The organism is Daejeonella sp. JGW-45 (assembly GCF_029360805.1).
Classification (GTDB): domain Bacteria; phylum Bacteroidota; class Bacteroidia; order Sphingobacteriales; family Sphingobacteriaceae; genus Daejeonella.
Map to the genome: position 1 here is coordinate 157,255 of NZ_JARKNC010000008.1, position 21,053 is coordinate 178,307.

Annotated in this window: 19 protein-coding genes; 8 read left to right on the plus strand and 11 right to left on the minus strand. The window is 45.3% G+C overall.

What is annotated here, in order from left to right:
• Window positions 1–57 precede the first annotated feature (57 nt).
• Together P2W76_RS10130 and P2W76_RS10135 are read right to left on the minus strand one after the other, a co-directional pair.
• Entirely contained in the window at window positions 58–1,761 is a 1,704-nt protein-coding gene (locus tag P2W76_RS10130; protein WP_276347700.1) for a GMC family oxidoreductase, read from the minus strand.
• 31 nt (window positions 1,762–1,792) lie between these two features.
• Window positions 1,793–2,365 (minus strand): gluconate 2-dehydrogenase subunit 3 family protein, encoded by a 573-nt coding sequence (locus tag P2W76_RS10135; protein WP_276347701.1) that lies wholly within the window; start codon window positions 2,363–2,365, stop codon window positions 1,793–1,795.
• 376 nt (window positions 2,366–2,741) lie between these two features.
• Between P2W76_RS10135 and P2W76_RS10140 the strand changes: the two genes are divergently transcribed.
• Window positions 2,742–2,882, plus strand: a complete 141-nt coding sequence (locus P2W76_RS10140; protein ID WP_276347702.1) for a hypothetical protein — start codon at window positions 2,742–2,744, stop codon at window positions 2,880–2,882.
• A gap of 127 nt (window positions 2,883–3,009) precedes the next feature.
• The gene (locus P2W76_RS10145; protein ID WP_276347703.1) at window positions 3,010–3,408 is read left to right on the plus strand and encodes a GreA/GreB family elongation factor; all 399 of its coding nucleotides are present in this window, start codon (window positions 3,010–3,012) and stop codon (window positions 3,406–3,408) included.
• A 116-nt stretch (window positions 3,409–3,524) separates the two neighbouring features.
• Here the strand turns inward: P2W76_RS10145 and P2W76_RS10150 are convergent, their stop codons facing one another.
• A complete protein-coding gene (locus P2W76_RS10150; protein WP_276347704.1) occupies window positions 3,525–3,740 on the minus strand; it encodes a hypothetical protein in 216 nt (71 codons plus the stop codon).
• A gap of 3 nt (window positions 3,741–3,743) precedes the next feature.
• Window positions 3,744–3,983 carry a hypothetical protein gene (locus tag P2W76_RS10155; RefSeq protein ID WP_276347705.1) on the minus strand — a complete coding sequence of 80 codons (240 nt, stop codon included), beginning with the start codon at window positions 3,981–3,983 and terminating at the stop codon, window positions 3,744–3,746.
• Between the two features lie 171 nt (window positions 3,984–4,154).
• On the opposite strand from P2W76_RS10155, the gene P2W76_RS10160 reads away from it, so the two are divergent.
• Window positions 4,155–5,450: a M20/M25/M40 family metallo-hydrolase gene (locus tag P2W76_RS10160; RefSeq protein ID WP_276347706.1), complete on the plus strand. Its 1,296-nt coding sequence runs from the start codon at window positions 4,155–4,157 to the stop codon at window positions 5,448–5,450.
• A gap of 110 nt (window positions 5,451–5,560) precedes the next feature.
• Here the strand turns inward: P2W76_RS10160 and P2W76_RS10165 are convergent, their stop codons facing one another.
• The 3 genes from P2W76_RS10165 to P2W76_RS10175 form a co-directional block, all read right to left on the minus strand.
• Complete coding sequence (locus P2W76_RS10165; protein ID WP_276347707.1) at window positions 5,561–7,528, minus strand: acetylxylan esterase; 1,968 nt, start codon at window positions 7,526–7,528, stop codon at window positions 5,561–5,563.
• A gap of 888 nt (window positions 7,529–8,416) precedes the next feature.
• Window positions 8,417–11,170, minus strand: a complete 2,754-nt coding sequence (locus P2W76_RS10170) for a hypothetical protein (RefSeq protein WP_276347708.1) — start codon at window positions 11,168–11,170, stop codon at window positions 8,417–8,419.
• A gap of 80 nt (window positions 11,171–11,250) precedes the next feature.
• The gene (locus P2W76_RS10175) at window positions 11,251–11,916 is read right to left on the minus strand and encodes a lipid-binding SYLF domain-containing protein (RefSeq protein ID WP_276347709.1); all 666 of its coding nucleotides are present in this window, start codon (window positions 11,914–11,916) and stop codon (window positions 11,251–11,253) included.
• A 285-nt stretch (window positions 11,917–12,201) separates the two neighbouring features.
• On the opposite strand from P2W76_RS10175, the gene P2W76_RS10180 reads away from it, so the two are divergent.
• The 3 genes from P2W76_RS10180 to P2W76_RS10190 all read left to right on the plus strand — a co-directional run bounded on the left by P2W76_RS10180 (window position 12,202) and on the right by P2W76_RS10190 (window position 16,667).
• Window positions 12,202–12,672, plus strand: a complete 471-nt coding sequence (locus P2W76_RS10180; protein ID WP_276347710.1) for a hypothetical protein — start codon at window positions 12,202–12,204, stop codon at window positions 12,670–12,672.
• A 218-nt stretch (window positions 12,673–12,890) separates the two neighbouring features.
• Window positions 12,891–14,318: an SGNH/GDSL hydrolase family protein gene (locus P2W76_RS10185; RefSeq protein WP_276347711.1), complete on the plus strand. Its 1,428-nt coding sequence runs from the start codon at window positions 12,891–12,893 to the stop codon at window positions 14,316–14,318.
• Window positions 14,319–14,588: 270 nt separating this feature from the next.
• A complete protein-coding gene (locus tag P2W76_RS10190) occupies window positions 14,589–16,667 on the plus strand; it encodes a PAS domain S-box protein (protein WP_276347712.1) in 2,079 nt (692 codons plus the stop codon).
• Window positions 16,668–16,706: 39 nt separating this feature from the next.
• On the opposite strand, the gene P2W76_RS10195 is transcribed toward P2W76_RS10190, so the two are convergent.
• Window positions 16,707–17,954: an ABC transporter permease gene (locus P2W76_RS10195; protein WP_276347713.1), complete on the minus strand. Its 1,248-nt coding sequence runs from the start codon at window positions 17,952–17,954 to the stop codon at window positions 16,707–16,709.
• Between the two features lie 115 nt (window positions 17,955–18,069).
• On the opposite strand from P2W76_RS10195, the gene queA reads away from it, so the two are divergent.
• Both queA and P2W76_RS10205 read left to right on the plus strand, forming a co-directional pair.
• Window positions 18,070–19,119: a tRNA preQ1(34) S-adenosylmethionine ribosyltransferase-isomerase QueA gene (queA, locus tag P2W76_RS10200; RefSeq protein ID WP_276347714.1), complete on the plus strand. Its 1,050-nt coding sequence runs from the start codon at window positions 18,070–18,072 to the stop codon at window positions 19,117–19,119.
• Window positions 19,119–19,796, plus strand: a complete 678-nt coding sequence (locus P2W76_RS10205; protein WP_276347715.1) for a 2-C-methyl-D-erythritol 4-phosphate cytidylyltransferase — start codon at window positions 19,119–19,121, stop codon at window positions 19,794–19,796. Before queA ends, P2W76_RS10205 begins: the two co-directional genes overlap by 1 nt.
• A gap of 47 nt (window positions 19,797–19,843) precedes the next feature.
• On the opposite strand, the gene P2W76_RS10210 is transcribed toward P2W76_RS10205, so the two are convergent.
• The 3 genes from P2W76_RS10210 to P2W76_RS10220 all read right to left on the minus strand — a co-directional run bounded on the left by P2W76_RS10210 (window position 19,844) and on the right by P2W76_RS10220 (window position 20,992).
• Entirely contained in the window at window positions 19,844–19,999 is a 156-nt protein-coding gene (locus P2W76_RS10210; protein WP_139377382.1) for a lmo0937 family membrane protein, read from the minus strand.
• Window positions 20,000–20,141: 142 nt separating this feature from the next.
• On the minus strand, window positions 20,142–20,363 hold the full coding sequence (locus tag P2W76_RS10215; RefSeq protein ID WP_002996718.1) for a DUF2795 domain-containing protein: 222 nt from the start codon (window positions 20,361–20,363) through the stop codon (window positions 20,142–20,144).
• A gap of 80 nt (window positions 20,364–20,443) precedes the next feature.
• The gene (locus P2W76_RS10220; RefSeq protein ID WP_276347724.1) at window positions 20,444–20,992 is read right to left on the minus strand and encodes a cob(I)yrinic acid a,c-diamide adenosyltransferase; all 549 of its coding nucleotides are present in this window, start codon (window positions 20,990–20,992) and stop codon (window positions 20,444–20,446) included.
• Window positions 20,993–21,053: the final 61 nt, after the last annotated feature.

A 21,053-nucleotide genomic window follows, 5' to 3' on the forward strand; every position in this document is an offset into this window, starting at 1 on the left:
GATTCCTAGTATTTCCGCGGATCCACTTTCAACTTTCAACTCTCAACCTTCAACTGTTTACAAATTTCCTTTCTTTAATTCTTTAACGGCATGATCACAAGCCCTGGCTGTGAAGGCCATATAGGTTAAAGATGGATTCTGGCATGCATTTGAAGTCATGAATGCACCGTCAGTTACGAATACATTCTTCACATCGTGCATCTGGTTCCATTTATTCAGTACCGAAGTTTTAGGATCGTGTCCCATGCGGGCCGTACCCATTTCGTGAATAGCCCTTCCCGGAACTGCTCCATTATCGAATGTCGTAATATCTTTCATTCCGGCAGCTTCGAGGATCTCTGCGGCATCATTCTTCATATCGATACGCATTTTGCGTTCATTCTCTCCGAACTCGCAATCGACCGCCAATAAAGGTATGCCCCACTTATCTTTCTTTGTCCTATCGAGGAAAACCTTGTTTTTATACTCTGGCAAGTGTTCACCGAAAGAACCAAGTCCCATAACCCATGGTCCCGGTTCGGTTGTGGTTTCCTTGAAGTCTTCGCCGTAACCCATTTCAGGAATGGCGCGTTGCCAGCCGGTTCTGCTGGCACTTCCGCCGTAATGGAAACCACGTAAGTAATCCCGCTCCGGCTTATCACCAAGGTTACGGTAACGTGGAATATAAATCCCTATCGGACGCCTTCCGTAATAATATTTATCATCAAAGCCTTCCGCCTTTCCTGAAGCTCCAATCTGGAAATGGTGGTCCATCAGGTTGTGCCCCAGCTGACCACTGCTATTGCCCAGTCCTTCAGGGAAAGTATCAGACGTTGAGTTCAGCAGGATCTGCGTAGTACCCAGGGTCGAAGCGTTCATAAAGATCACTTTGGCAAAGTACTCAATATGCTCGTTCGTTTCTGTGTCGATCACCATCACCCCTTTTGCTTTTTTTGTTTCCTTATCATAAAGCACCTCGCTCACGATGGAGTATGGACGAAGAGTAAGGTTGCCTGTAGCTACTGCGGCGGGTAAAGTTGCCGACTGGGTGCTGAAATAAGCCCCAAACGGACATCCTCTGGAGCAAAGACTTCGGCTCATACAGCTCCCACGTCCATTGTGAGGGACAGTGAGATTGGCCATCCGGTAAACAGTCATCATCCGCTCCCGATTATAGTGCTTTTCAATACGTTCTTTCACCGCCTTTTCCACACAATTCATTTCGAAGGGAGGCAGGAATACTCCGTCAGGCAATTGTGCAAGTCCCTCGTTTTGTCCGCTGATACCAGCAAAACGCTCTACATAATCATACCATGGCGAGATATCTTTGTAACGTACAGGCCAGTCAACGCCATAGCCATCTTTTGCGTTGGCTGCAAAATCCATTTCACTAAGACGCAGGCATCCGCGTCCCCACATAAGGGATCTACCACCAACATGATATCCCCGGATCCAGTCGAAGCTTTTTTCTTCTGTATAAGGACATTCTATATCGTCTACCCAAAATTTTGCGTTAAACTCAGTGTACTGCCCACCGCGAATCTGGACCTGGTGCCGGCTTCGCTCTTCAGGCGTTATTCTTCCCCTGTGTTTAAATTCCCAGGGTTTCATCATTGCTGTATCGTAATCTTTTACATGTTCCACATTACGGCCACGTTCAAGCATTAATACTTTCAATCCTTTTTCGGTTAATTCTTTGGCTGCCCAGCCACCGCTAATACCCGAACCAACTACGATCGCATCATAGGTATTCTGCTGCGTTCCTTTTATATTAATATTCATTTCTTTTAATCAATATTCATGAATCAATTACTTAAGTTGCCCATGCTTTCTGTCCTGGCTTCAGAGGAACGCAAGCCTCATATTTACCAGGAATATCGACATATCTCAAAGCCTTCGTAGCACCTATTTCTGAGGTATAATAACCCAGGCATGTCAATTCGTAAAACAGCGGAAAAAAATTCGAAGTAGCCGTTCCAGCTTTCCGCTGGGCTATGGCCTCTGCTTTGAAAAGTTTAAATATCTCTTCACGCTCTTTTAAAGTCAGCGCTGTAAATGGTCTCTTATACTGGTTTTGAGAGACCTCGTCTACTTTCATCAGACCATCTGCGAAATTCTTTTGGACATTTGCTGTGTAACAATCCTGCAGCATCATCACCACAAAGGGTCCAACGCCTGCGGCTTTTGCACCCGGCACATCTTTGGTATCCGGAATGATCGTATCGGCAATTGCTGCGATCAATGCTTCCTGGGACTCAATTGATTTAGCTTCCACACCACTCCCGCTCACCGGGCCGAGCACTTCAGCAAGGGCTCCAAAGCCCGACATAGTCAGCGCGCCACCCAACAAAAAGGTAGCCCGTTTGACTGCTTCTCTTCTGTTCATCTGTCTTTTTTCTCTAGTTATTATTCAAATTAACCACCGGCTATTAACCGGTTGAACTCGTAGGTTTCTAATATTTGACTATAATAAGTATTTTTCTTTAAACTGGAGGTCTTGAAAAAAATTGCATTAAGCTTCAGGATGAATCAGGCACATATGCATCTTTTCTCAATCCGATCCCGCATGCGCTTGTTTCCCCGAAAAATCCGGCTAGGAACTTGTCGTTCCCTGTTTCAAACCTAGTCATCACGCCCGAATCAAACTGATACTATTAACCAGAATAATTGTACTATAGTGTAATGGTAAACACCATTACAGATTTGACACAGAACCAACACATGCCGTTTAAACCCACAGCTATATTTCGTATCTTTGTTTTATGGGCAGTAAATTTCATATTTATTCTAAAAACACCGCGCTGCAGCTTCAGGTTGCTGCGGCAGGGTTTTTACGTGTCCTGACCAGTCAGTACGAACTTGGAGATGCTTTCCTGAAAAGCAGCAAAGACTTCATAATCTAATCCCGATCCTTTCCAGGACGGGAACCTTCTAAACTTTAAGGAATTAAAATGGGTTGCAATCGCGACCGTTTCCGTGCTGCGCGCATGCGCTTGAACCAATTTATATTTCACTTAATCTCAAATTATTATGAACACTGAAGTAAAAACTTCCGCGCAACCAATTATGGTTACGACCGCAATGTATGACCTTTTAAAGGAAGAGCTCCGAAAGCGGAAACAAAGCAAGTACAATGAAGAAAAGCTGAGGCTCGAACTGAAAGAAGCACGACAGGTTTTAAGGAAAGAAATACCAGAAAATGTTGTAACAGTAAATAAAGCTGTTAAAGTGAAAGATGTGAATACCGGAGAGGAGTTTAACTATAAGCTAGTTGCCCCGGATAAAGCAAAACGTAAAAATATGACGCAGTCTATCCTTTCGCCTATTGGTGTGGCTATCCTTGGTTACAGCGAAGGTGCCGAAGTGGTATGGGAAATGCCCGACGGCATTAGAACGTTCACTATACTCGAAGTTAGGAACATACAATAACCGTTGTACGCTTGTATGTTAGTACAAACGCAGTAACCGAGGCTGCATCCGCACATAACATGATGACAATGAGGGGCTGAAACAGCCCCTCTATTACAACTCATAATTTCTACCCATCAATGGCTCCGGTCCAGCGTGGTATCTCCTATTCCGATGTTGGCAGAATCGATCACCCGATTGGTACTATCCGGCGCCCGGCCCATAATTGTATCATGGCCAGACTCCTTTGCCGGATCCGGTTCCTGGCCTTTATGGCTATCATAATGATTAGGGTCGCCGCAGGCGCTTAACAGGCCGAATAGAAACAGCCCTCCAAAAAATTTCGTTCGCATAGCTTATTTTTTATAGGTTGGATTGATATTGTTAGCAGTACCTGTTTTGCGAGGCTTCTGATAGATCTCCTTAAACACCTCCGGGTCAAGCTCTCCCCTTTCATTAGTCACCGCGTCTACGCCAGGCAGCAAGGTATCATCATTATTTTCGGGTGATTCGCTCATCGAATCTTTCATACTTTCGCCAACTTTTTCCGACTGGGCGGCGATGTTTTTCCCCGTGTTTTCAGCTGATTTATTCATAAGGCTGTTTAATATGTTTAACAACATCCATGTCAGCCGGTTTTATAAATTTGAGAAGCTTCCATCTTTTCATTCAGTAAATTGAGTTAATTTCCGTGATTGCTTAATTTATACTATCAATATCCATATCAAATAATATATATATTTAGTTTCTCAAAGCTATTCCACTATATGAAAAGAATACCTCTTCTTATACTCTTATCCATTACAGCATTTTCGGCCTTTGCACAGAATGAAAAGACCATTTCAGCAAAAACGTTATACAAAACGGAGATCGATAAGATCGCAGCAGATAAAAAAGTAAGAAAGGCATTCGAGATCATCCAGGAACTGGAACCAACAAGTATAAAAGAACTGATCGAACTTACCCAGATCCCTGCTCCTCCATTTATGGAACAAAAAAGGGCGAAGCGCTTCAAGGAAATGCTCCGTGAAGCAGGTATTGATTCAGTGTGGGTAGACGAAGCAGGCAATGTGCTTGCTTTACGCAGGGGAACTGGGAACGGCAAGACCGTCCTCTTTGAAGGCCACCTTGACACGGTGTTTCCGTTAGATACAGATGTGACCGTAAAAATGAGGGGCGACACATTATTTGCCCCCGGAATTGGTGATGACACCAGAGCCCTTAGCGTAGTGCTTACTGTGATGAAAGCAATGAACAAAGCCGCGATCTCTACAGAATCTGATATTTTAATTGCAGGAACCGTCGGCGAGGAAGGTCTTGGTGATCTACGGGGTGTGAAGCATTTATTTAAACCGGGAAACCTGAAAATCGACTCGCATATTGCATTGGATGGGGGAGAGATCGGTGCATTGCTGACGAATGGCCTCGGATCCGTTCGCTATAAGATTACGTTCAAAGGCCCTGGAGGACATTCATGGGGCGCATTTGGTTTAGCAAATCCGCATCACGCCATGGGAAAGGCGATCGATTATTTCAGCACGGCGGCTGGAGCTCTAGTGGCCAGTGGACCCAAAACCAGTTATAACGTAGGACGTATCGGAGGCGGCACTTCCGTAAATTCTATTCCTTTTGAAAGCTGGATCGAAGTAGATATGCGATCCGTCAGCCCGGACAAGCTGAAAGACATAGAACAAATTCTATTAAACCAGGTCAATAAGGCGATCAATGAATATAACTCCGTCATTAAAGCCAAAGAAAAACTTACTGCTCATGTTGAAAAAATAGGAGAACGGCCATCAGGCACACAATCCCCCGATCTTCCCCTGATTCAAAAAGGCCTTGCAGCTATCGAGTACTTCAAAGCTAAGCCTTCGATAACTACAGGATCAACAAATTCCAACATACCGATCTCTTTGGGTATACCCAGTATTACCATTGGAAGAGGCGGAAAAGGCGGCGAATCTCATTCTCTGGGTGAATGGTGGATCAATGAGAATGGCGCAGAAGCGATCAGGTTTGCGTTAGTGGTACTGCTGGCGGAAGCAGGATTGAAAAGTGATTGAGCCGAACCGATATTTTTAACGCAAGGATGCAAAGTGACGCGCAATCACCCTTCCATAAAAGCTTCGCGTCCTCCGCGCGTACTTTGTGGCCTTTGCGTTTTTTTTTAACTTTACTGGTCTCCGAAGCTAGTTTCGCCCGGTTGCTTACTTAGCTTTCGGATCCTGGCAAACTCCGCGGCATACTCCTGGAGCTTTATACCGCTGATCTTTTCCCCGGACATGCTCACCGGGCTAAGTATTCTGACCGGTTTACCGCCTAAAGCTGCCGCCAGTGAAACGTCGCCCCAGTTCAAAAATCCCGGGAGATGAATGGCCATACTGAAAAAGTCGATATTCTCCCGGCCGTCAAAAAGATAACTAACCGGGGCATCGCGCATCGTTACACTGCTTACGTTCCCCCCGGTAGCGGCCAGAAATAAACCCGCTAAGCCGGATTCTTTATTACCATCAATAATTACCGATTGTGCCTTATACGTCGATCTTAGAAAATCAGTCACGATCCTGAGCTCCTTTACCCATTCTCCCAAAAGGGTTTTACCCAACCACAACTCCGATCGCGACAGGGTATGAAGAACCATGCTTTTATTATTTGCGATCTCTGCCCGGGAGAATAGCTCGCCTGTACCCGACAGGTCGACAAGTACAATACCTTGTCCCTTCTTCTTAAATCCCTCTATAAGCTCAGACGAAATGGATTGTTTGCCCCCGGTATTACTAACCAGCATATAACCCAGTGATGGGTTGACCGGGGCCAGGTGCAATATTGGAATTAACTTCCCATCACTGGTTTCCAAAGCAAAACGGTCCCAACCGCCCTGGCTGACATACCTGTGTGCTTTCTTCAGCTCCGGCAGTTCATTGATCCGCAGCACATTAAGCAGTTCATTTCTTTTTAGTCCCGCATCAAATGCATCTTTGCCGATATAGGCAGAACGCAGATCAGCGCCCCGAAGGCGGCAGTATGCAGCAGTGGTCATTACTCCATGATCTCTCTGGCCTTTTGTAAACGTCATTAATTTCTCCTCAGGTATCAGCTCAAAAGCCTGCTCCTCTTTTGCTTCCCCGGTTCCTGTTCCTTTCAGCTGCAGGTCAAACCATCCCAGCATGGCTTTCCTGTCTTCGGTATGGTAACCATGTGTCAGGTCAAATACCCTGTTTGAGATTTTATGCCCCGCTCCCAGCATGGCAAATACATCCTTCGCGTTCTCATAACTTCTGAGCATTTCCTTTGGCAAAAAGGAAGGCGCATCCCTGATATGATTCGAAGGCATAATTGCCCGGGATAAAGCCAGCACGCCAGCTTCTTCAGTAAAGGTCAGTCCATCTATCAGGAGCTCGCATATGCAATTTGAACGCATAACATAGGATTCAAATGTGCCTACACTGACTACCGGAACTGCCGCTTTAACACGTCCATCCAGTGCTGCAAGCCACATCGTCTGGTTGCCCCCGCCGCTGGCGCCTGTAGCACCAATCTTTGCAGGATCAACAAAAGGCAAGGTACTTAACAGGTCGACAGCCCTGATATTATCAGAAATCTGCATCCCCATTAATGATTCCCCGATATTCATTAATGAAGCCCCGAGGCCGGCGCCGTGATACTCGGATATCCCGTGGCTGGTTGTACGTTCACCGGCTCCCCAGGGGTCGACTGCCAGCGCAACATATCCGTTCAGCGCCAGGGTATGTCCCACTGACTGATAATTGTTGTAAAACCTGCCATTGGAAGAATGTCCGGCCATCAGAACGATTCCGGGAAAAGGCCCCTTCCCATCGGGAATATAGAGGTTCGCTGTGGCATAAACCCCCGGAAGGGTTTGAAAGGATACATTCCGGATCGTATACCCCTTCAGTTGAAGCGAACCTGTTTCCTTCATATTCAAAGGAAGTTTCGGATTAAAGACCACGCCGGCTTTATCAATAATGTTAGCCCGGAGCCGGTCACGATATTTTTCCCAATCCTTCAAATTATCGGGTAGCTGATGAGTTCCGAATTTCAATATGGCCTGGTTCCTTAACCTGCTTTCGACCAGGTCTGCATGATTTTTAGGTAAAACTGACGGCAGGCTATCCGCCATGGAAAGTCGCCCCTGTAAATTAACGGTCCCTGATACACCTGCCGCCAGGAAACAGGTAATTATCAGCGGGAAGCAGATGCATATTATTCTAAAGGTCTTCACTTTAATGTGCCGTAAATTTTACAAAGGGAGAAATTAGTATTTCTTCCCATCATTCTGCAGATAAATTTTGTTTTATTTGATTAACTAAAGTAACCATTGCAGTATAAGCGCGAAGGCGCTAAATTATCAGTTCAGTTTACCTTAGTGTATTTGCTTTGTTTCAAGTCAGAAATTAACCCCACGGATAGTTCCCTTATCCCTCCAGTCAATCCGGCCATATACTCCCTTTCACCCGGCTCGAAAGGAGAAAAAATGCGACTTCTCTAATTTGCATCAAAACGCGTTTTTAGACTAAAATAGAAATCAGTATAAAAAAGAGGTTTTGTTCGTACCTTCTTCGTCTCTCCTTCGTCTCGAAGGCCATTTTGACCATCGCCAGGCAGATAATAGACAAAGAAGGTACGAAGAAGGTACGAAGAAGGCCCTAACGGGGTGTTTTGCTGACTAAAAATCAATGAAATCCGAATCAGAAGCAGGATGTAGCTGGTACTTTAAGTTCCTGAGCCAAAATTAGCCCTCTGGCAGACTTTTTTCACAATGTCTGGTCTCTATGACTGGCTGTCGTAAAAATGCCGCCATAGAGGAGCATTTGACAGAAACCCTGGGGGCGGATGTGAGCCGGTGAAATACAACAGTACATCTATGGAAAACTTCTTGTAATTACAGGCACGGATACGGATAGTCTGCGGGGCGCTTATGCAAACAACTTAGTGTAAATCAACATCGATATCCATTTATACATTACTCCCTCTGCGGCCCAGTTCTCTATTCCCTATTCCTTCTTCCCTATTCCCGCTTCACCACCTCAACACTCACCTCCTTATACCCGATCCTGCCGTCAGCGGCTATCGCCTCCACTACCACCAACTGTAATCCTGTATTATCTGAATTATAGAAAGAAACAAATGCCTTTCCCTCTCCGTCAGTTCTTATCGCGGGCTGCCAGTGTACCAGGGTACGTTTATCGGGCTTTTTCCAGTCTTCCGGTGTAAGCTGTTCATATTTGGGAGTATAGAATTCCCTGGGAGCGGCAAAGACCGGAACGGTGTGCCGGGCCAGCCCGACGGGAGATTTTACACCGAATAAGCCCTTGCCGGCATGGGTGTAAATAGCTATAACATTCCCCTTGGTTGGTGTGTCCATCCCACACTCCCCTGTTGTTTCGCAAAACAGGTTCCTGAAATTCCTGGCATAAGGGATCAGCTCAAAACTCTTCACTTCGCCGGGCGGGATACTTGGGATGTGGCCATAGTTATCCCACATGACAGGCATGCCATCAATTACAACCAGGGTGATCTCGCCATTGGGAATATATGCATACAAACCACCCACACCATACGACCTCACCTTGACCTCGGGAAAACTGAACATCAACACACTGTACAGGCCGTATGACCATTTTTCTTCTTTTGCCCGGATATCTTCTCCGCTGATCACGGTTTTTGCCTTACCATATGTGTCTTCCACTCGTTTTTTCTCAGGCGTAAGCACAGTTTCAGAGACCACTACTTCCTGCAATGTTATTCCTTCAATTGACCGGATATAAGCCTCATCCGCTTTCTTCCGGTCAAGGCTTCGACTGACATAAGCCCGCTCGATGCTATCGGGCTTCTGCAGGGTAAAGAGCGGATCAAAAGAGGTCTCTGGGGATGTCTTTTTATCGAAGATCATCGTATAATCTCTCTTTTTACCTGATTTGTTATTGCTTTGCACAAGAACCTGGACAGTGTGCCCTTCCTGTTCATCAATGTTAAAGCTGAACCTCCCTAAGCTATCTGTATTCGTCGCCTGTGCAAGGGGAGTGCGCCCAAAGACCATCATGGTTAGGCCAACACCAGTCTTTTCTTTCTTTTGAGCAAGCAGGGCGCCAACATACCCTGATACAGCCAGATTTGGTTCGACTGGAAAAATTATTTTGCCCGGCGGCGGACTCGTGTATTTATACTTGCGCCAGCCCTGCGTCAGCAGCAGCGCATCCAGGTCCTGGTACCGGTTTATATCTCCCCTGAAATATGACCCGGGTGATTCTATCCTGCCCTTCAGGTCTGAACTCAGCAACATATATGACAGGATATTTTCACGTGAACCCTGTAGCTCGCCGATGTCAGCTTTGTTCAATACCAAAACCGACAGGTCGACATCTAAAGCCCTTCCTGCAGAATCCCTGGCTGTGATAGCCAGTTTACTGAGTTCACGTTGTGTATAACTCGCTTTATCCGCTTCCACCGAAAGTTCGATCCGGTTTTCGGGACGAATATTAAAATACAGGCGCTCGGCAACAGGTTGCCGCGATAAGGTCATCAACGTAAAGCAAATCACTCCTTCAGGCAAAAGGTCAGAGGGCACGAAGAACTCCCAGGTTCCATTTCGCAGGCGGCTCTTGAACTCGAAATGAGCTTCTCCGCGACAAGAAGCTTTTACGATCATACTGTCATTAAGCAGGTAATTTGAAGTCGCTTTCAGGTAGGTCCTTCCAGTCAGTTTTCTTACAGTGAGCATATTTCCCTTGCCAACGGGAGCGGGCAGCGGATATCTGACCTGGGCCTGGTTTCCTAAGGGTATTAAACGGGCAGTGTACTTTTCCGCACTATCGACGTCCAAAAGCATGAAAGATCCCATTCCAAACTCGTTACTCGCAAAGGTAGTAAGCACCTGATCTTTGGCATTCAATATTTCCCCGCTAACCCTAATACCTTTGCCCGACCCGTCCAGGGCTTTGAAGCCCACCACATTGTGCGCACCATGCAGCATTTCACCGCTTTCGGGGAAAAACTGCAGGTCAAGGAAACTCTCATCCAAAACTATCGTACGTGAATACGTGGAATTGTTCCGCGTATTCAGTTTGAGTGTGACTAAATTCGATCCCGGCGGTATCGCATAATCAAGCTGATAATTGTTCCCGCTACTTCGCGATACCATGACTGTATCGTGCCTGGCTCCTGCCGTTATTACAAGAGTAAGATCCCTTTTATGCAGGCTGTCGATCGCTGAAGGATTGATGGTCGCCCTGATCCGTCGCTCAGTTTTAGCACCTGTCAGCGTAATGTTCTTTATCGGGTTGGGCTCAGCAAGGGTTCCGTCGCCATACAGCTGTATATAGCCCTTAAAGAAAAAATTTTCTCCGAAGTTCCTGTTCCATTCGGTATATGCCCTCAACTGGTAATGTCCATCCGGGTAATTTGAATTCAGCTGGAAAAATCCGTCGCCTATTCCGCCCGTTAGCCGGATCAACTTCTTATCCACAATTTGCTGATTTTGATCGATCAGGTCTACATGCAATACCCCGCTAATCAAGGAGCTTGTGTGATCTGTTGACTGCGTTACTATCGCTTTGAACCATACAGTTTGATCGCTAGTATAAACTTTATTATCCAGCTGAAGATATATCTTTTCGGGTGGCGGTAACGGGTCGCTTTCATCCCCGAAAACCTTAGACTGATCAGGTATTGCTGACGATTCCTGGTCCTGGGCTATGGCAGTAATTACGCAACACAGGATAACGGCTACCAGAAAAATTTTAAATCGAAATCCAGTTATCAAATTAAAAAGTGTATCTGTCCTAAATATAAGAAACTTCTACTGCCTCTAAACACTTAAGGAAAGATACGAAAAGTCCTGAATCAAAGCCCCTTCACCGCAGCCTTCAATGAAGCCACCTCCCCATTATCAATTGCACCGCTGTTAAAAATAGCGGCTGCGGAGCCATTGGTTTTATAAAAAGCCGAATTAGCATCCTGGTCGACCGAAAGTTTGGATCCGTTAAGGCTAATTCCAGCGAAGAGCCCTTTGCTGCGCGAGTACGAATATACTGCGGCATCCAGCTTGGTATCGGTACCTGCTGAACTGCTTCTTCCGTAAGGGCCGGCTGCTACCGAAGCACTGCCGCTGAGATTAAATTCTCCCTTCTCAAGGCTTGGCAAAATACCTCCGTCGGTAAACACCAGCACTAGGTCGATGGCCTGGACGCCCGCCTGGAATCCGATGCTTCCGCCGGTAAGAGTTACAAATACCGGATTGCTCCAGCTGCCGTCAGCTTTTTTCACCATCGCAACACCTTTACCGCGCTGCGCGCCAATACCCAACCCGGCATTGATCAGGTTAGGGATCACCACGATACCCTGCGCCCGCTGCATTAGCTGCGCGGGGATATTTTCCCGGATGCCGCCGAATTCACGGACGACTTCCTCCGACTTCCTGATTTTTTCATCCTGTTTCTCCTGCGAAAAGACCACAAGGGAGCTTACCATCAAGGCTACTACCAGATTAATTTTTTTTAACGCTTTCATAATATGTGTATTTGATCTATAACATCAAGACTGCGGCCAGAAACGGCTCGCCCAGTCCATTTCATGTCGTGTATTAACCCGATCATGCGGGGTGATTAAGCTACTTTTAAAAGACAAAGGTTGCGGGGAATTAGTTTTAAAAAATGTGCTTTTCTGCCTTGAGCGCTCGACCGGGCAGAGTTCACTTCCCCGAAACTTTTGATAAACAAGAATAGTTTACTTTAAAACAAGAATCCGTACTTTGACTTGAGTAAACGGTCAAATCCTTCATTTAAAAAGGCAAAAATGAAAAATCTCACATTAAACGTCCTGGCCATTGCCCTGTCAGCTAGTGCTTGCACTTCTGGTACAGACAGAACTAAAATAAAGGACAGTGTAACCACTGCCACAGAAGTGGTAAGCAGCGAATGCTATACTGGTGTCCAGGGCGGTGACTCCGCATCCATGAAACTTAATACATCAGGAAACGGCAAAGTCACCGGCGAGCTGGTGATCAAATACACTAAAAACCCGGCCAATACCGGCACTCTGAGCGGAGAGTTTAAGGGTGACACTTTATTTGCAGATTACTACTTCACCACGGGCGAAAGCAAAACGAAATATAAAAATCCTATGGCTATTCTTCGCAAGGGTGACCGGATGATTCTTGGCGTCGGCGAAATAGAGTCGTACCTGGGCAAGTCCTATTTCAAAAAGGGGGTGCCTATTGATTTTGAAATTGCAAAATTCAAATTGGACAAGGGAGATTGTAAATAACTGCCATTCAAAAATCCATAGTAACATTTAACACGATCAGGTTACGCAATCGCCAGATCTCTTTATCATTTAAGCTGATATGCCGCTTGTTTCATTCTTTGCTGAGCTAATCATTTCCTATGCAAGAACTATGGCAGCCAACGGATTTAGAGATGCCACAAAATAATTTCACTATTTTAATCCGGAATTAAACCACCCAACGCAATTATTTCAGAATAATGAAAAAACATGACAAGCAATTTTCCAGAAGAGACCTTTTTAAAGGTGCTGCCCATGTGGGATTAGCATCGGTTCTCATCCCGCTATCCACTGCTTCAGCAAGCAGCCCTTATCACAAAGAACATCCACAAGCCCGGTCCGTAATAGAGTCTCCAGACGTAAATGCGGCGGCGGCGATCTACATGCCGTCAGTAATTTATACGGTGGAAGGAGTGGAAACAAATATCTATTTCGATAATGTTGTATTTTCAAACTTGCCAAATGAGTTGTTGGCCATTGATGTTGTTTGTGGAAAGGGGCGGCAATATGACAAATTCTGGAGGATCACTCCACAGCCGGGCGATGAAGGGATAAGCTCATTCAGGATAGACGTTAGTTTTGCAGGTCAATTGATAGCTTCCAAAACTTCCGAGCTGATCATTACTTCTAAGTCTAAAGGTTCTGGCAAATCGCTGAAGGTGCTCTGCATTGGCGATAGTACAACCGCTGGAGGAAATTACATCAGTATTATCAATACCGATTTCCAACCATTAAATAGTCCTTCCATGACTTTTCTGGGCACGAGGGGAACCGGTCCAACAAAGCATGAGGGAAGAGGCGGATGGAAATTCAGCCAGTATGCGGGCGATGGCGGCCAGAGCACCTACCAGTTTAGCATGAGCGGGATAGACGAAGCTCCGGGCAGTGCGTCAGTCTATACGGACGGAAGATCGGAGTTCACAATAAGTGAAATAAATATTACCGGCGGCAAGGGGTATGTGGCTGGCAGAAGAAGCAAAGGAACTGAAAGCCCTGCTTCCAGCGGAACGCTTACTAAAATATCCGGAGTTGGCGCTGCAGCAATACCATACAGCAATTCGGTAATGACAGCCGCCAATCCATTCTGGAATCTGAAAACCCAGCGTCTTGATTTTAAAAAATACCTCGCCGACCATGCTTATACGATGACAAAGGACGACCTGATTACTGTCCACCTGGGGATAAATGATGTTTTCCTTGAAAACTCGCCTGCAAAACTTGCGAGCATTAAGGATGACTTCAATAAAATGGTAGCCGAGTTTAGATCCGTTGTTCCGCAGATCAATATCGGACTTTGCATCACAATCCCTCCTTCCATTTCGCAGGATGCCTTCGCCGTGAGCTATGCGTCGGGGCAAACATTAAAGGGATATATGGAAAATTACAAGCAATTGGTTGATTTCCTGCTTGTAAATTACGATACAACGCAAATGAGAGCGTCCAGGATCTATTGCATTGGCTTTAATTACTCCATCGACAGGACCAATAATTTCCATAAAACAACGATGAAGGCTAATGCAAGAAGTAGTCAAATGGTCGAAACCTGGGGTAATGGAGTTCATCCGGACAATTCAGGATACTACCAGATGGGAGACGCGTTATATGGGTTTATAAAGAGTTTAATTTAACGCCGCTCCCCGGCTTTAGGCCGAACGAACTGGTCAGTTCGATCGTGCGGTTCAGGGGAAGCGGCGGCCTTATTGCCTGTTTAGGGCTGCATCGTCAGATTCCTATTAAAAACGCTGGGCTTTTGCTTTGAAACAATTTACATCATTAACCGTATTTAGAAATACGCGGCGAGGTGTTGGAGGTGTCTTCTGCGACCGTATCAAGAAATACTGCCTTGACTATACGCCTGCAATATCTGAGAACTATGTTCCAATTTCCAGGCTGATATAATGGACTATACATTCGAATATCCTTTATTTGACGATTATCCGGACCCTGTGTTTACGCTCGATCTGAAGGGCAAATTTACCAGTGTCAACAAGGCCCTTGTTCGGCTGGCCGAATGCTCAAGGGAAGAGTTACTTCAAATGACATTTGATGCCTTCGTTGACGCGGAAAATATCGGAAAAGTCTCAAATATCTTCCAAAACGCCTCAAAAGGCGAGATCCAGAACTTCGAAGCGGAGGTGGTAAGCGCAAAAGGCACGCCATTGACGCTCTGCATTACCAATATCCCTATTGTCAGCAATGGGATCGTCAAAGGAGTATATGCGATCGCACAGGACATTACCGACCAAAAGAAAACGGAACAGAAACTTGCCGAATATAATCACCAGATATCCGCGATCCTTGAGAGTATAACCGATGCATTCTTTGCAGTTGACAAAAACTGGATAGTAACCTACTGGAACCGGGAGGCTGTCCGTCTTTTAGACACACCCCGGAAAGAAATTGTAGGAAAAAGCCTTTGGGAAGTATTTGAGGATGCCCGTCCGCTCAAGTTTTATGAGGAGTATCATATAGCAATGGCTGAACAGATTTCGCGAAGGTTTGAGGAATACTACCCGGCCGCTAATCTGTGGGTGGAAGTTTCCGCCTACCCTTCCCCTGATGGGCTTTCTGTCTACTTCCGAGATATTACTGGCCGGAAAAATGCTGAGAATCAGCTTAAAGTTGAGAAGGAAAGGTACCATACCCTTTTTAACCTCAACCCTCTCCCACAATGGGTATACGAGGTAGAATCACTTAAATTCCTGGACGTTAACGCAGCTGCCATCAGGCATTACGGGTATTCAAGAAAAGAGTTTTTGTCGCTGACCCTTCGGGACATCCGCCCTTTGGACGAACTCAAGTCCTTCGAAAAGACTCTGAATGTGGGAATAAGGGACAAGAGCTTTCACCAAAGCCTGGTCCGGCATTTGAAGAAAAACGGTGAGATCATCATAGTTAAGGTTCAAGGCAACCACGTAACTTATGAAGACAAGAATGCAAGGCTGGTAGTGGCTGTCGACGAAACCGAAAAAATCGGCGCACTCCGGTCGCTGGAAGCCAGTGAGAAACGGTTTAAGGCATTGGTGCAGGATGGCTCGGACCTGATCGCTATTCTCGATAATAATGGGAACTACTCCTACGTGAGTCCGACTTCAAAATCAGTACTGGGCATTGAATACAGCGCCCTCATTAACCGAAATATCCTGTCATTTATTCACGAGGAAGACAAAAAGCTATTCGCCGGAAAACTGTTGCACATCAAACCTGGACAGCATGTTAAGATACCTCCTCTAAGATTTAAGGATGAAGATGGGAATTATCGCTGGATAGAAACCATTATTACCGATATGTCTGATGACCCGGCGATCTCAGGGATCATCGCCAACTCGCGGGATGTTACGCAGCGTATCGTAGATAACATGAAAACGAAAGAGAGTATTGACAGGCTTGACGTCCTCTCTAAAGCTACTACAGATGCTATCTGGGATTGGAGTTTTCTTACTGATGACCTAATATGGAACAACGCGCTTGCTACCAATTATGGCTACCCGGAACTTCGTTACTCTATGCAGTGGTGGTACGATAATTTGCATCCGGACGATAGCACGCAAGTGATTGAGCAGCTGGATACGATGATAAAAAACCGTGAGACAAATATGACATTCGAATATCGGTTCAGATGTTACGACGGAACATATAAAGATGTGCTCGACCGGGCATTTGTGATTTTCAATAATGAAGGCGAACCAATCCGCATGATCGGTTCCCTCCAGGATATTTCTGAGCGAAACAACTATATCAGGTCCATTGAAGATCAAAACCGCAGGCTGCGCGAAATAGCATGGGTCCAGTCCCACGTTGTGCGTGCGCCCTTGTCGCGTATTATGGGGCTCACTAAATTAATTTTCGATAAGAACACAAGTGACGAGTTGAAAAAGGAACTACTTACCCACTTGGATACTTCAGCAGAAGAGTTGGATGAGATCATCCGGGATATTATTAAAAAATCTGAAGAGATCAATTTACTTGAGTCCTGAAACTTCTCTTTCCCTGCTGGTAATCCCGCTGGTCCTAATTTATTTACTTCGGATGGCCTCTACAGGATCTAACCGGGAGGCATTATAAGCAGGTATAAAACCCGAAATCAAGCCTATAGCTGTCGACAGGATAATGGTGAGTATTACCTTACCGATATCCACAATAATAGTCAAGTCGAAGAATGTTTTAGAGACATAAGCTAGGATAAATACAATCCCCAGGCCGATCGCCCCACCCATAAGACACAGCATGACAGATTCGATGAGGAACTGAAGCATGATGAAATAATTCTTAGCTCCCAGTGATTTCTGGATACCAATGATATTAGTACGTTCTTTTACCGATACAAACATAATATTGGCAATTCCGAAACCTCCCACGAGTATAGAGAAACCTCCGATAAAAGCACCGGCAAAGTCTATAATACCGAAAAGCTGGTCAAGCTGAGCAGTCAGAATAGTAGTTTTATTCAGCGAAAAATCATCGTCCTCACCAGGCCCGAGGCGGTGAATGGACCGTAATGTACCCTTTAGCTCTGCTTCAAGTTCATTGACCGAAATATGTTCCTTGCCCTTTACAGTTATCTGCGGGTTATAACGCTCGTCCTCAACTTTGATAACTCCTTTTGCGAAATTAAGTGGCACGAGGACTGTCTTATCAGCAGATACACCGAGCATATCTTCACCCTCTTCTTTGAACACTCCCACAATCGTCACCTTTCTACCCAGAACAGTTATAACCTTACCAACAGGATCTATATTGGGGAATAAACCTTCTGCAATCTGGAAACCAATAATAGCCAGAGGTCTTCCGGCTTTTGATTCGCTGTCGGTAAAATACCGCCCGCTTTCGAAATCAAACTTCCAGACCTTGTAGTAATCATGAGCAGCGGCCGATATCTGCGCACCTTCTATACTATTATTCTTATACTTGATGGTGCGGTTACCTATGCCGATCTCATAAGAAATACCTTCGGCGCCCTGCAGGCGTTCGCTAAGCTTATCATAATCGCGCAGGGAAGGCTGCGGGCGGCTGATGTATTTCCACCAGGGAAAATCCGGTCCGCCTGTCCATGGCCATTTTTGAATATAAATGGTGTTACTCCCCAGCTTCTCAACACTGCTCTGGATATTATTTCGCAGCGTATCCACCGCCGAGAAAACACTCACAATGGTCATAATACCAATGGTAATGCCTAAGAGCGACAAGATAGTCCTGAGCTTATTTTGTCTTAATGCCTCGAAAGCAAAAAGAAAGCTCTCCTTAAGAAGTTTAAGAAAGATCATAGTCCGGTTTAGACCAAATTTAGGTAAAAACGTTACAGGTGATGCACGATTTAGGAATTTTCTCTTTCCCATTTTATTTATGTAAATTTGCGCCCTTAAATCCACACCAAAAAATATGAAATTATCACAGTTCAAGTTTGATTTACCCGAATCTTTAATAGCTCACAATCCATCGGAACAACGTGACGAAGCACGCCTGATGGTACTGGATAGAAAGACGGGAGCTATTGAGCACAAAATATTTAAAGATATTTTGGGATATTTTGGTGATAAAGACGTGATGATCTTGAATAATACCAAGGTTTTTCCAGCTCGTTTATATGGAAATAAAGAAAAAACCGGGGCTACTATTGAAGTGTTCTTGCTGCGCGAATTGAACAGGGAACTCCGTTTATGGGATGTCCTGGTGGATCCGGCACGCAAAATCCGCGTTGGAAACAAGCTGTACTTTGGCGATGATGATCTATTAGTAGCAGAAGTTGTGGACAATACCACCTCACGCGGACGTACGATCCGTTTTCTTTTTGACGGTACCGATGAGGAATTCCGTCGTAACATAGAGATCCTGGGTGAAACACCGCTGCCGAAATATATCAAGCGTAAAGCAACTGCCGAAGATAAAGAACGTTATCAAACGATCTTCGCCAAGAAAGAAGGTGCCGTAGCAGCCCCTACTGCCGGCCTGCACTTCAGCCGTGAGCTGATGAAACGCCTTGAATTAAAAGGAGTTGATTTTGCCGAAGTTACCCTGCACGTAGGGCTGGGAACGTTCAGGGCTGTAGAAGTAGAAGACCTGACCAAACACAAAATGGATTCTGAACAGTTCATCATTGAGCAAAAAGATGTGAACCTTGTAAATAGGGCCATTGAAAATAAACAAAAGGTCTGCGCTGTAGGCACCACCTCTATGCGCGCTATTGAATCAGCTGTATCAGCTGGCAGGGAACTAAAGGCAGCTAATGACTGGACAAGCAAATTCATTTTCCCTCCGTATGAGTTCAGCATTGCTAACTCTATGATCACCAACTTCCACACTCCTGAATCAACTCTACTGATGATGGTCGCAGCATTCGGGGGTTACGACCATGTAATGAAGGCATATGAAGTGGCTGTAAAAGAAAAATATCGCTTCTACAGCTATGGAGATGCCATGCTGATTATTTAATGCCTGAAAAAAAATACTTCGCTCTGATTGTTGGTGGCGGGTCGGGAAGCCGGATGCAGTCCGACATCCCTAAGCAGTTCATGCTGTTAAACGGAAGGCCTGTCCTGATGCATACCATACAGGCATTCCATACTTCGAGCTCAAATCCAGAAATAATCGTGGTACTTCATTCAGACTTTCATCAGTACTGGAGGGACCTTTGCCAACAATATAACTTCACAATTGCCCATAAGCTGGTAGCTGGCGGCGAACATCGATTTCACTCTGTTCGAAACGGACTTAAGGACATTAGAAGTGAAGCCATCGTTGCCGTACATGATGCCGTTCGGCCCTGTATAAGACCTTCCCTGATTGATGCTGCCTACACGCAGGCTAAAGTAAGCGGCAGCGCGGTTGCCGCCATCAAAAGCCGCGATTCGGTAAGGCAAAAAAGCCCGACCGGCAGTACCAGCTTAAAAAGGGAAAATATTTATTTGGTCCAGACACCCCAGGTTTTCGGCATAGAGGTGCTTAAAAAGGCTTACATGCAGGACTTCAATGAAGAATTCACTGACGATGCGTCGGTAGTAGAGAAGACCGGTGCAGAGATCAGGTTGATAGAAGGGGACGTGACAAATATAAAGATAACCTATCCTGACGATATCGGCATTGCCGGTATGTACCTGCCTCGGTCCTGAAAATTAAAACCGCACCCATTGCAATCAACAGGTGCGGTTAATATGGTTTAGACGGTGCCTCCGCGGATGACACGCAGTAAGATCGCTATGATCGCTATTACAAGAAGAATGTGAATAAGGTTACCGCCCATTGGCGAAATAAATGCTCCGAAGATCCAGAAAATGATCAAAATAACTGCGATCAAATAAAGTAGATTGCCCATAGTTTTAAGTTTTAGTTAATTAATAGCTGATTTAGTTATACCATTAATACTAAAACTGTACCGATTGTTTTAACAATCTGAAAAAACGGGTCCGGTGACTTGGTTCAACGAAAAAAAATCCCGCAATTGCGGGACCAGTTTTTTAGTATTCGTCTTCGTTAAAGAAGAAGTCGTCTTTAGTAGGATAATCAGGCCAGATTTCCTCGATATTCTCATAGGGCTCGCCGTCATCTTCCAAAGCCTGAAGATTTTCGATAACCTCGACAGGAGCACCGGAGCGGATTGCGTAATCAATAAGCTCATCCTTAGTAGCAGGCCATGGTGCGTCCTCTAAATGCGACGCTAATTCTAATGTCCAATACATATTCTTAGAATTTGATTTATACTTTTCTGCAAAAGTATAATAATTTATATAAGATTATTAATTAATTTTTAAGATGTTACCTAAAGCCTCGGTATCCATTTATTCTCTGGTAAATTTCTGTCGTGACAGATTTTCCGGGCAAGCACAAAGAGGAAATCGCTAAGACGGTTTAGATAAACAATAACTTTCTCGTCAACAAAGCTTTCTTCGCTAAGATGAACGGCAATCCGCTCAGCACGGCGGCATACACACCTGGAAATATGGCAGTACGATACTACGGTGTCGCCGCCGGGAAGGATAAAATGTTTCAGCTCAGGCAAGACTTCGTTCATTTCATCTATTTGGTTTTCAATAAATTCTATATCGGAAACGTGAAGATCCGGAACCTTCATCTTCGACTTCTCAGGATCTGATGCAAGCGCCGCGCCAATGGTAAAAAGCCTATCCTGTATTTCTTTTATGATATCCTTCAGTGATACAGGAATATCTTGATCACGAATCATCCCGATATAAGAATTCAGTTCATCGACAGTTCCGTAGCTCTCGATCCTGAGATCATACTTAGGAACCCTCGTACCTCCTATTAAAGACGTAAGGCCTTTATCTCCTGTTTTGGTGTAGATTTTCATCGGCTATGGGCTGGGCTATGGGCTTAGGGTTGTGAGCTCTGTAAATGATTGTTAAAGACTC

Excerpts from the sequence above, each read along its gene's own strand:
- P2W76_RS10130 (WP_276347700.1), bottom strand. The coding sequence starts at position 1,761 with ATGAATATTAATATAAAAGGAACGCAGCAGAATACCTATGATGCGATC.
- P2W76_RS10135 (WP_276347701.1), bottom strand. The coding sequence starts at position 2,365 with ATGAACAGAAGAGAAGCAGTCAAACGGGCTACCTTTTTGTTGGGTGGC.
- P2W76_RS10140 (WP_276347702.1), top strand. The coding sequence starts at position 2,742 with ATGGGCAGTAAATTTCATATTTATTCTAAAAACACCGCGCTGCAGCTT.
- P2W76_RS10145 (WP_276347703.1), top strand. The coding sequence starts at position 3,010 with ATGAACACTGAAGTAAAAACTTCCGCGCAACCAATTATGGTTACGACC.
- P2W76_RS10150 (WP_276347704.1), bottom strand. The coding sequence starts at position 3,740 with ATGCGAACGAAATTTTTTGGAGGGCTGTTTCTATTCGGCCTGTTAAGC.
- P2W76_RS10155 (WP_276347705.1), bottom strand. The coding sequence starts at position 3,983 with ATGAATAAATCAGCTGAAAACACGGGGAAAAACATCGCCGCCCAGTCG.
- P2W76_RS10160 (WP_276347706.1), top strand. The coding sequence starts at position 4,155 with ATGAAAAGAATACCTCTTCTTATACTCTTATCCATTACAGCATTTTCG.
- P2W76_RS10165 (WP_276347707.1), bottom strand. The coding sequence starts at position 7,528 with ATGGCGGATAGCCTGCCGTCAGTTTTACCTAAAAATCATGCAGACCTG.
- P2W76_RS10175 (WP_276347709.1), bottom strand. The coding sequence starts at position 11,916 with ATGAAAGCGTTAAAAAAAATTAATCTGGTAGTAGCCTTGATGGTAAGC.
- P2W76_RS10180 (WP_276347710.1), top strand. The coding sequence starts at position 12,202 with ATGAAAAATCTCACATTAAACGTCCTGGCCATTGCCCTGTCAGCTAGT.
- P2W76_RS10185 (WP_276347711.1), top strand. The coding sequence starts at position 12,891 with ATGAAAAAACATGACAAGCAATTTTCCAGAAGAGACCTTTTTAAAGGT.
- P2W76_RS10190 (WP_276347712.1), top strand. The coding sequence starts at position 14,589 with ATGGACTATACATTCGAATATCCTTTATTTGACGATTATCCGGACCCT.
- P2W76_RS10195 (WP_276347713.1), bottom strand. The coding sequence starts at position 17,954 with ATGATCTTTCTTAAACTTCTTAAGGAGAGCTTTCTTTTTGCTTTCGAG.
- queA (WP_276347714.1), top strand. The coding sequence starts at position 18,070 with ATGAAATTATCACAGTTCAAGTTTGATTTACCCGAATCTTTAATAGCT.
- P2W76_RS10205 (WP_276347715.1), top strand. The coding sequence starts at position 19,119 with ATGCCTGAAAAAAAATACTTCGCTCTGATTGTTGGTGGCGGGTCGGGA.
- P2W76_RS10210 (WP_139377382.1), bottom strand. The coding sequence starts at position 19,999 with ATGGGCAATCTACTTTATTTGATCGCAGTTATTTTGATCATTTTCTGG.
- P2W76_RS10215 (WP_002996718.1), bottom strand. The coding sequence starts at position 20,363 with ATGTATTGGACATTAGAATTAGCGTCGCATTTAGAGGACGCACCATGG.
- P2W76_RS10220 (WP_276347724.1), bottom strand. The coding sequence starts at position 20,992 with ATGAAAATCTACACCAAAACAGGAGATAAAGGCCTTACGTCTTTAATA.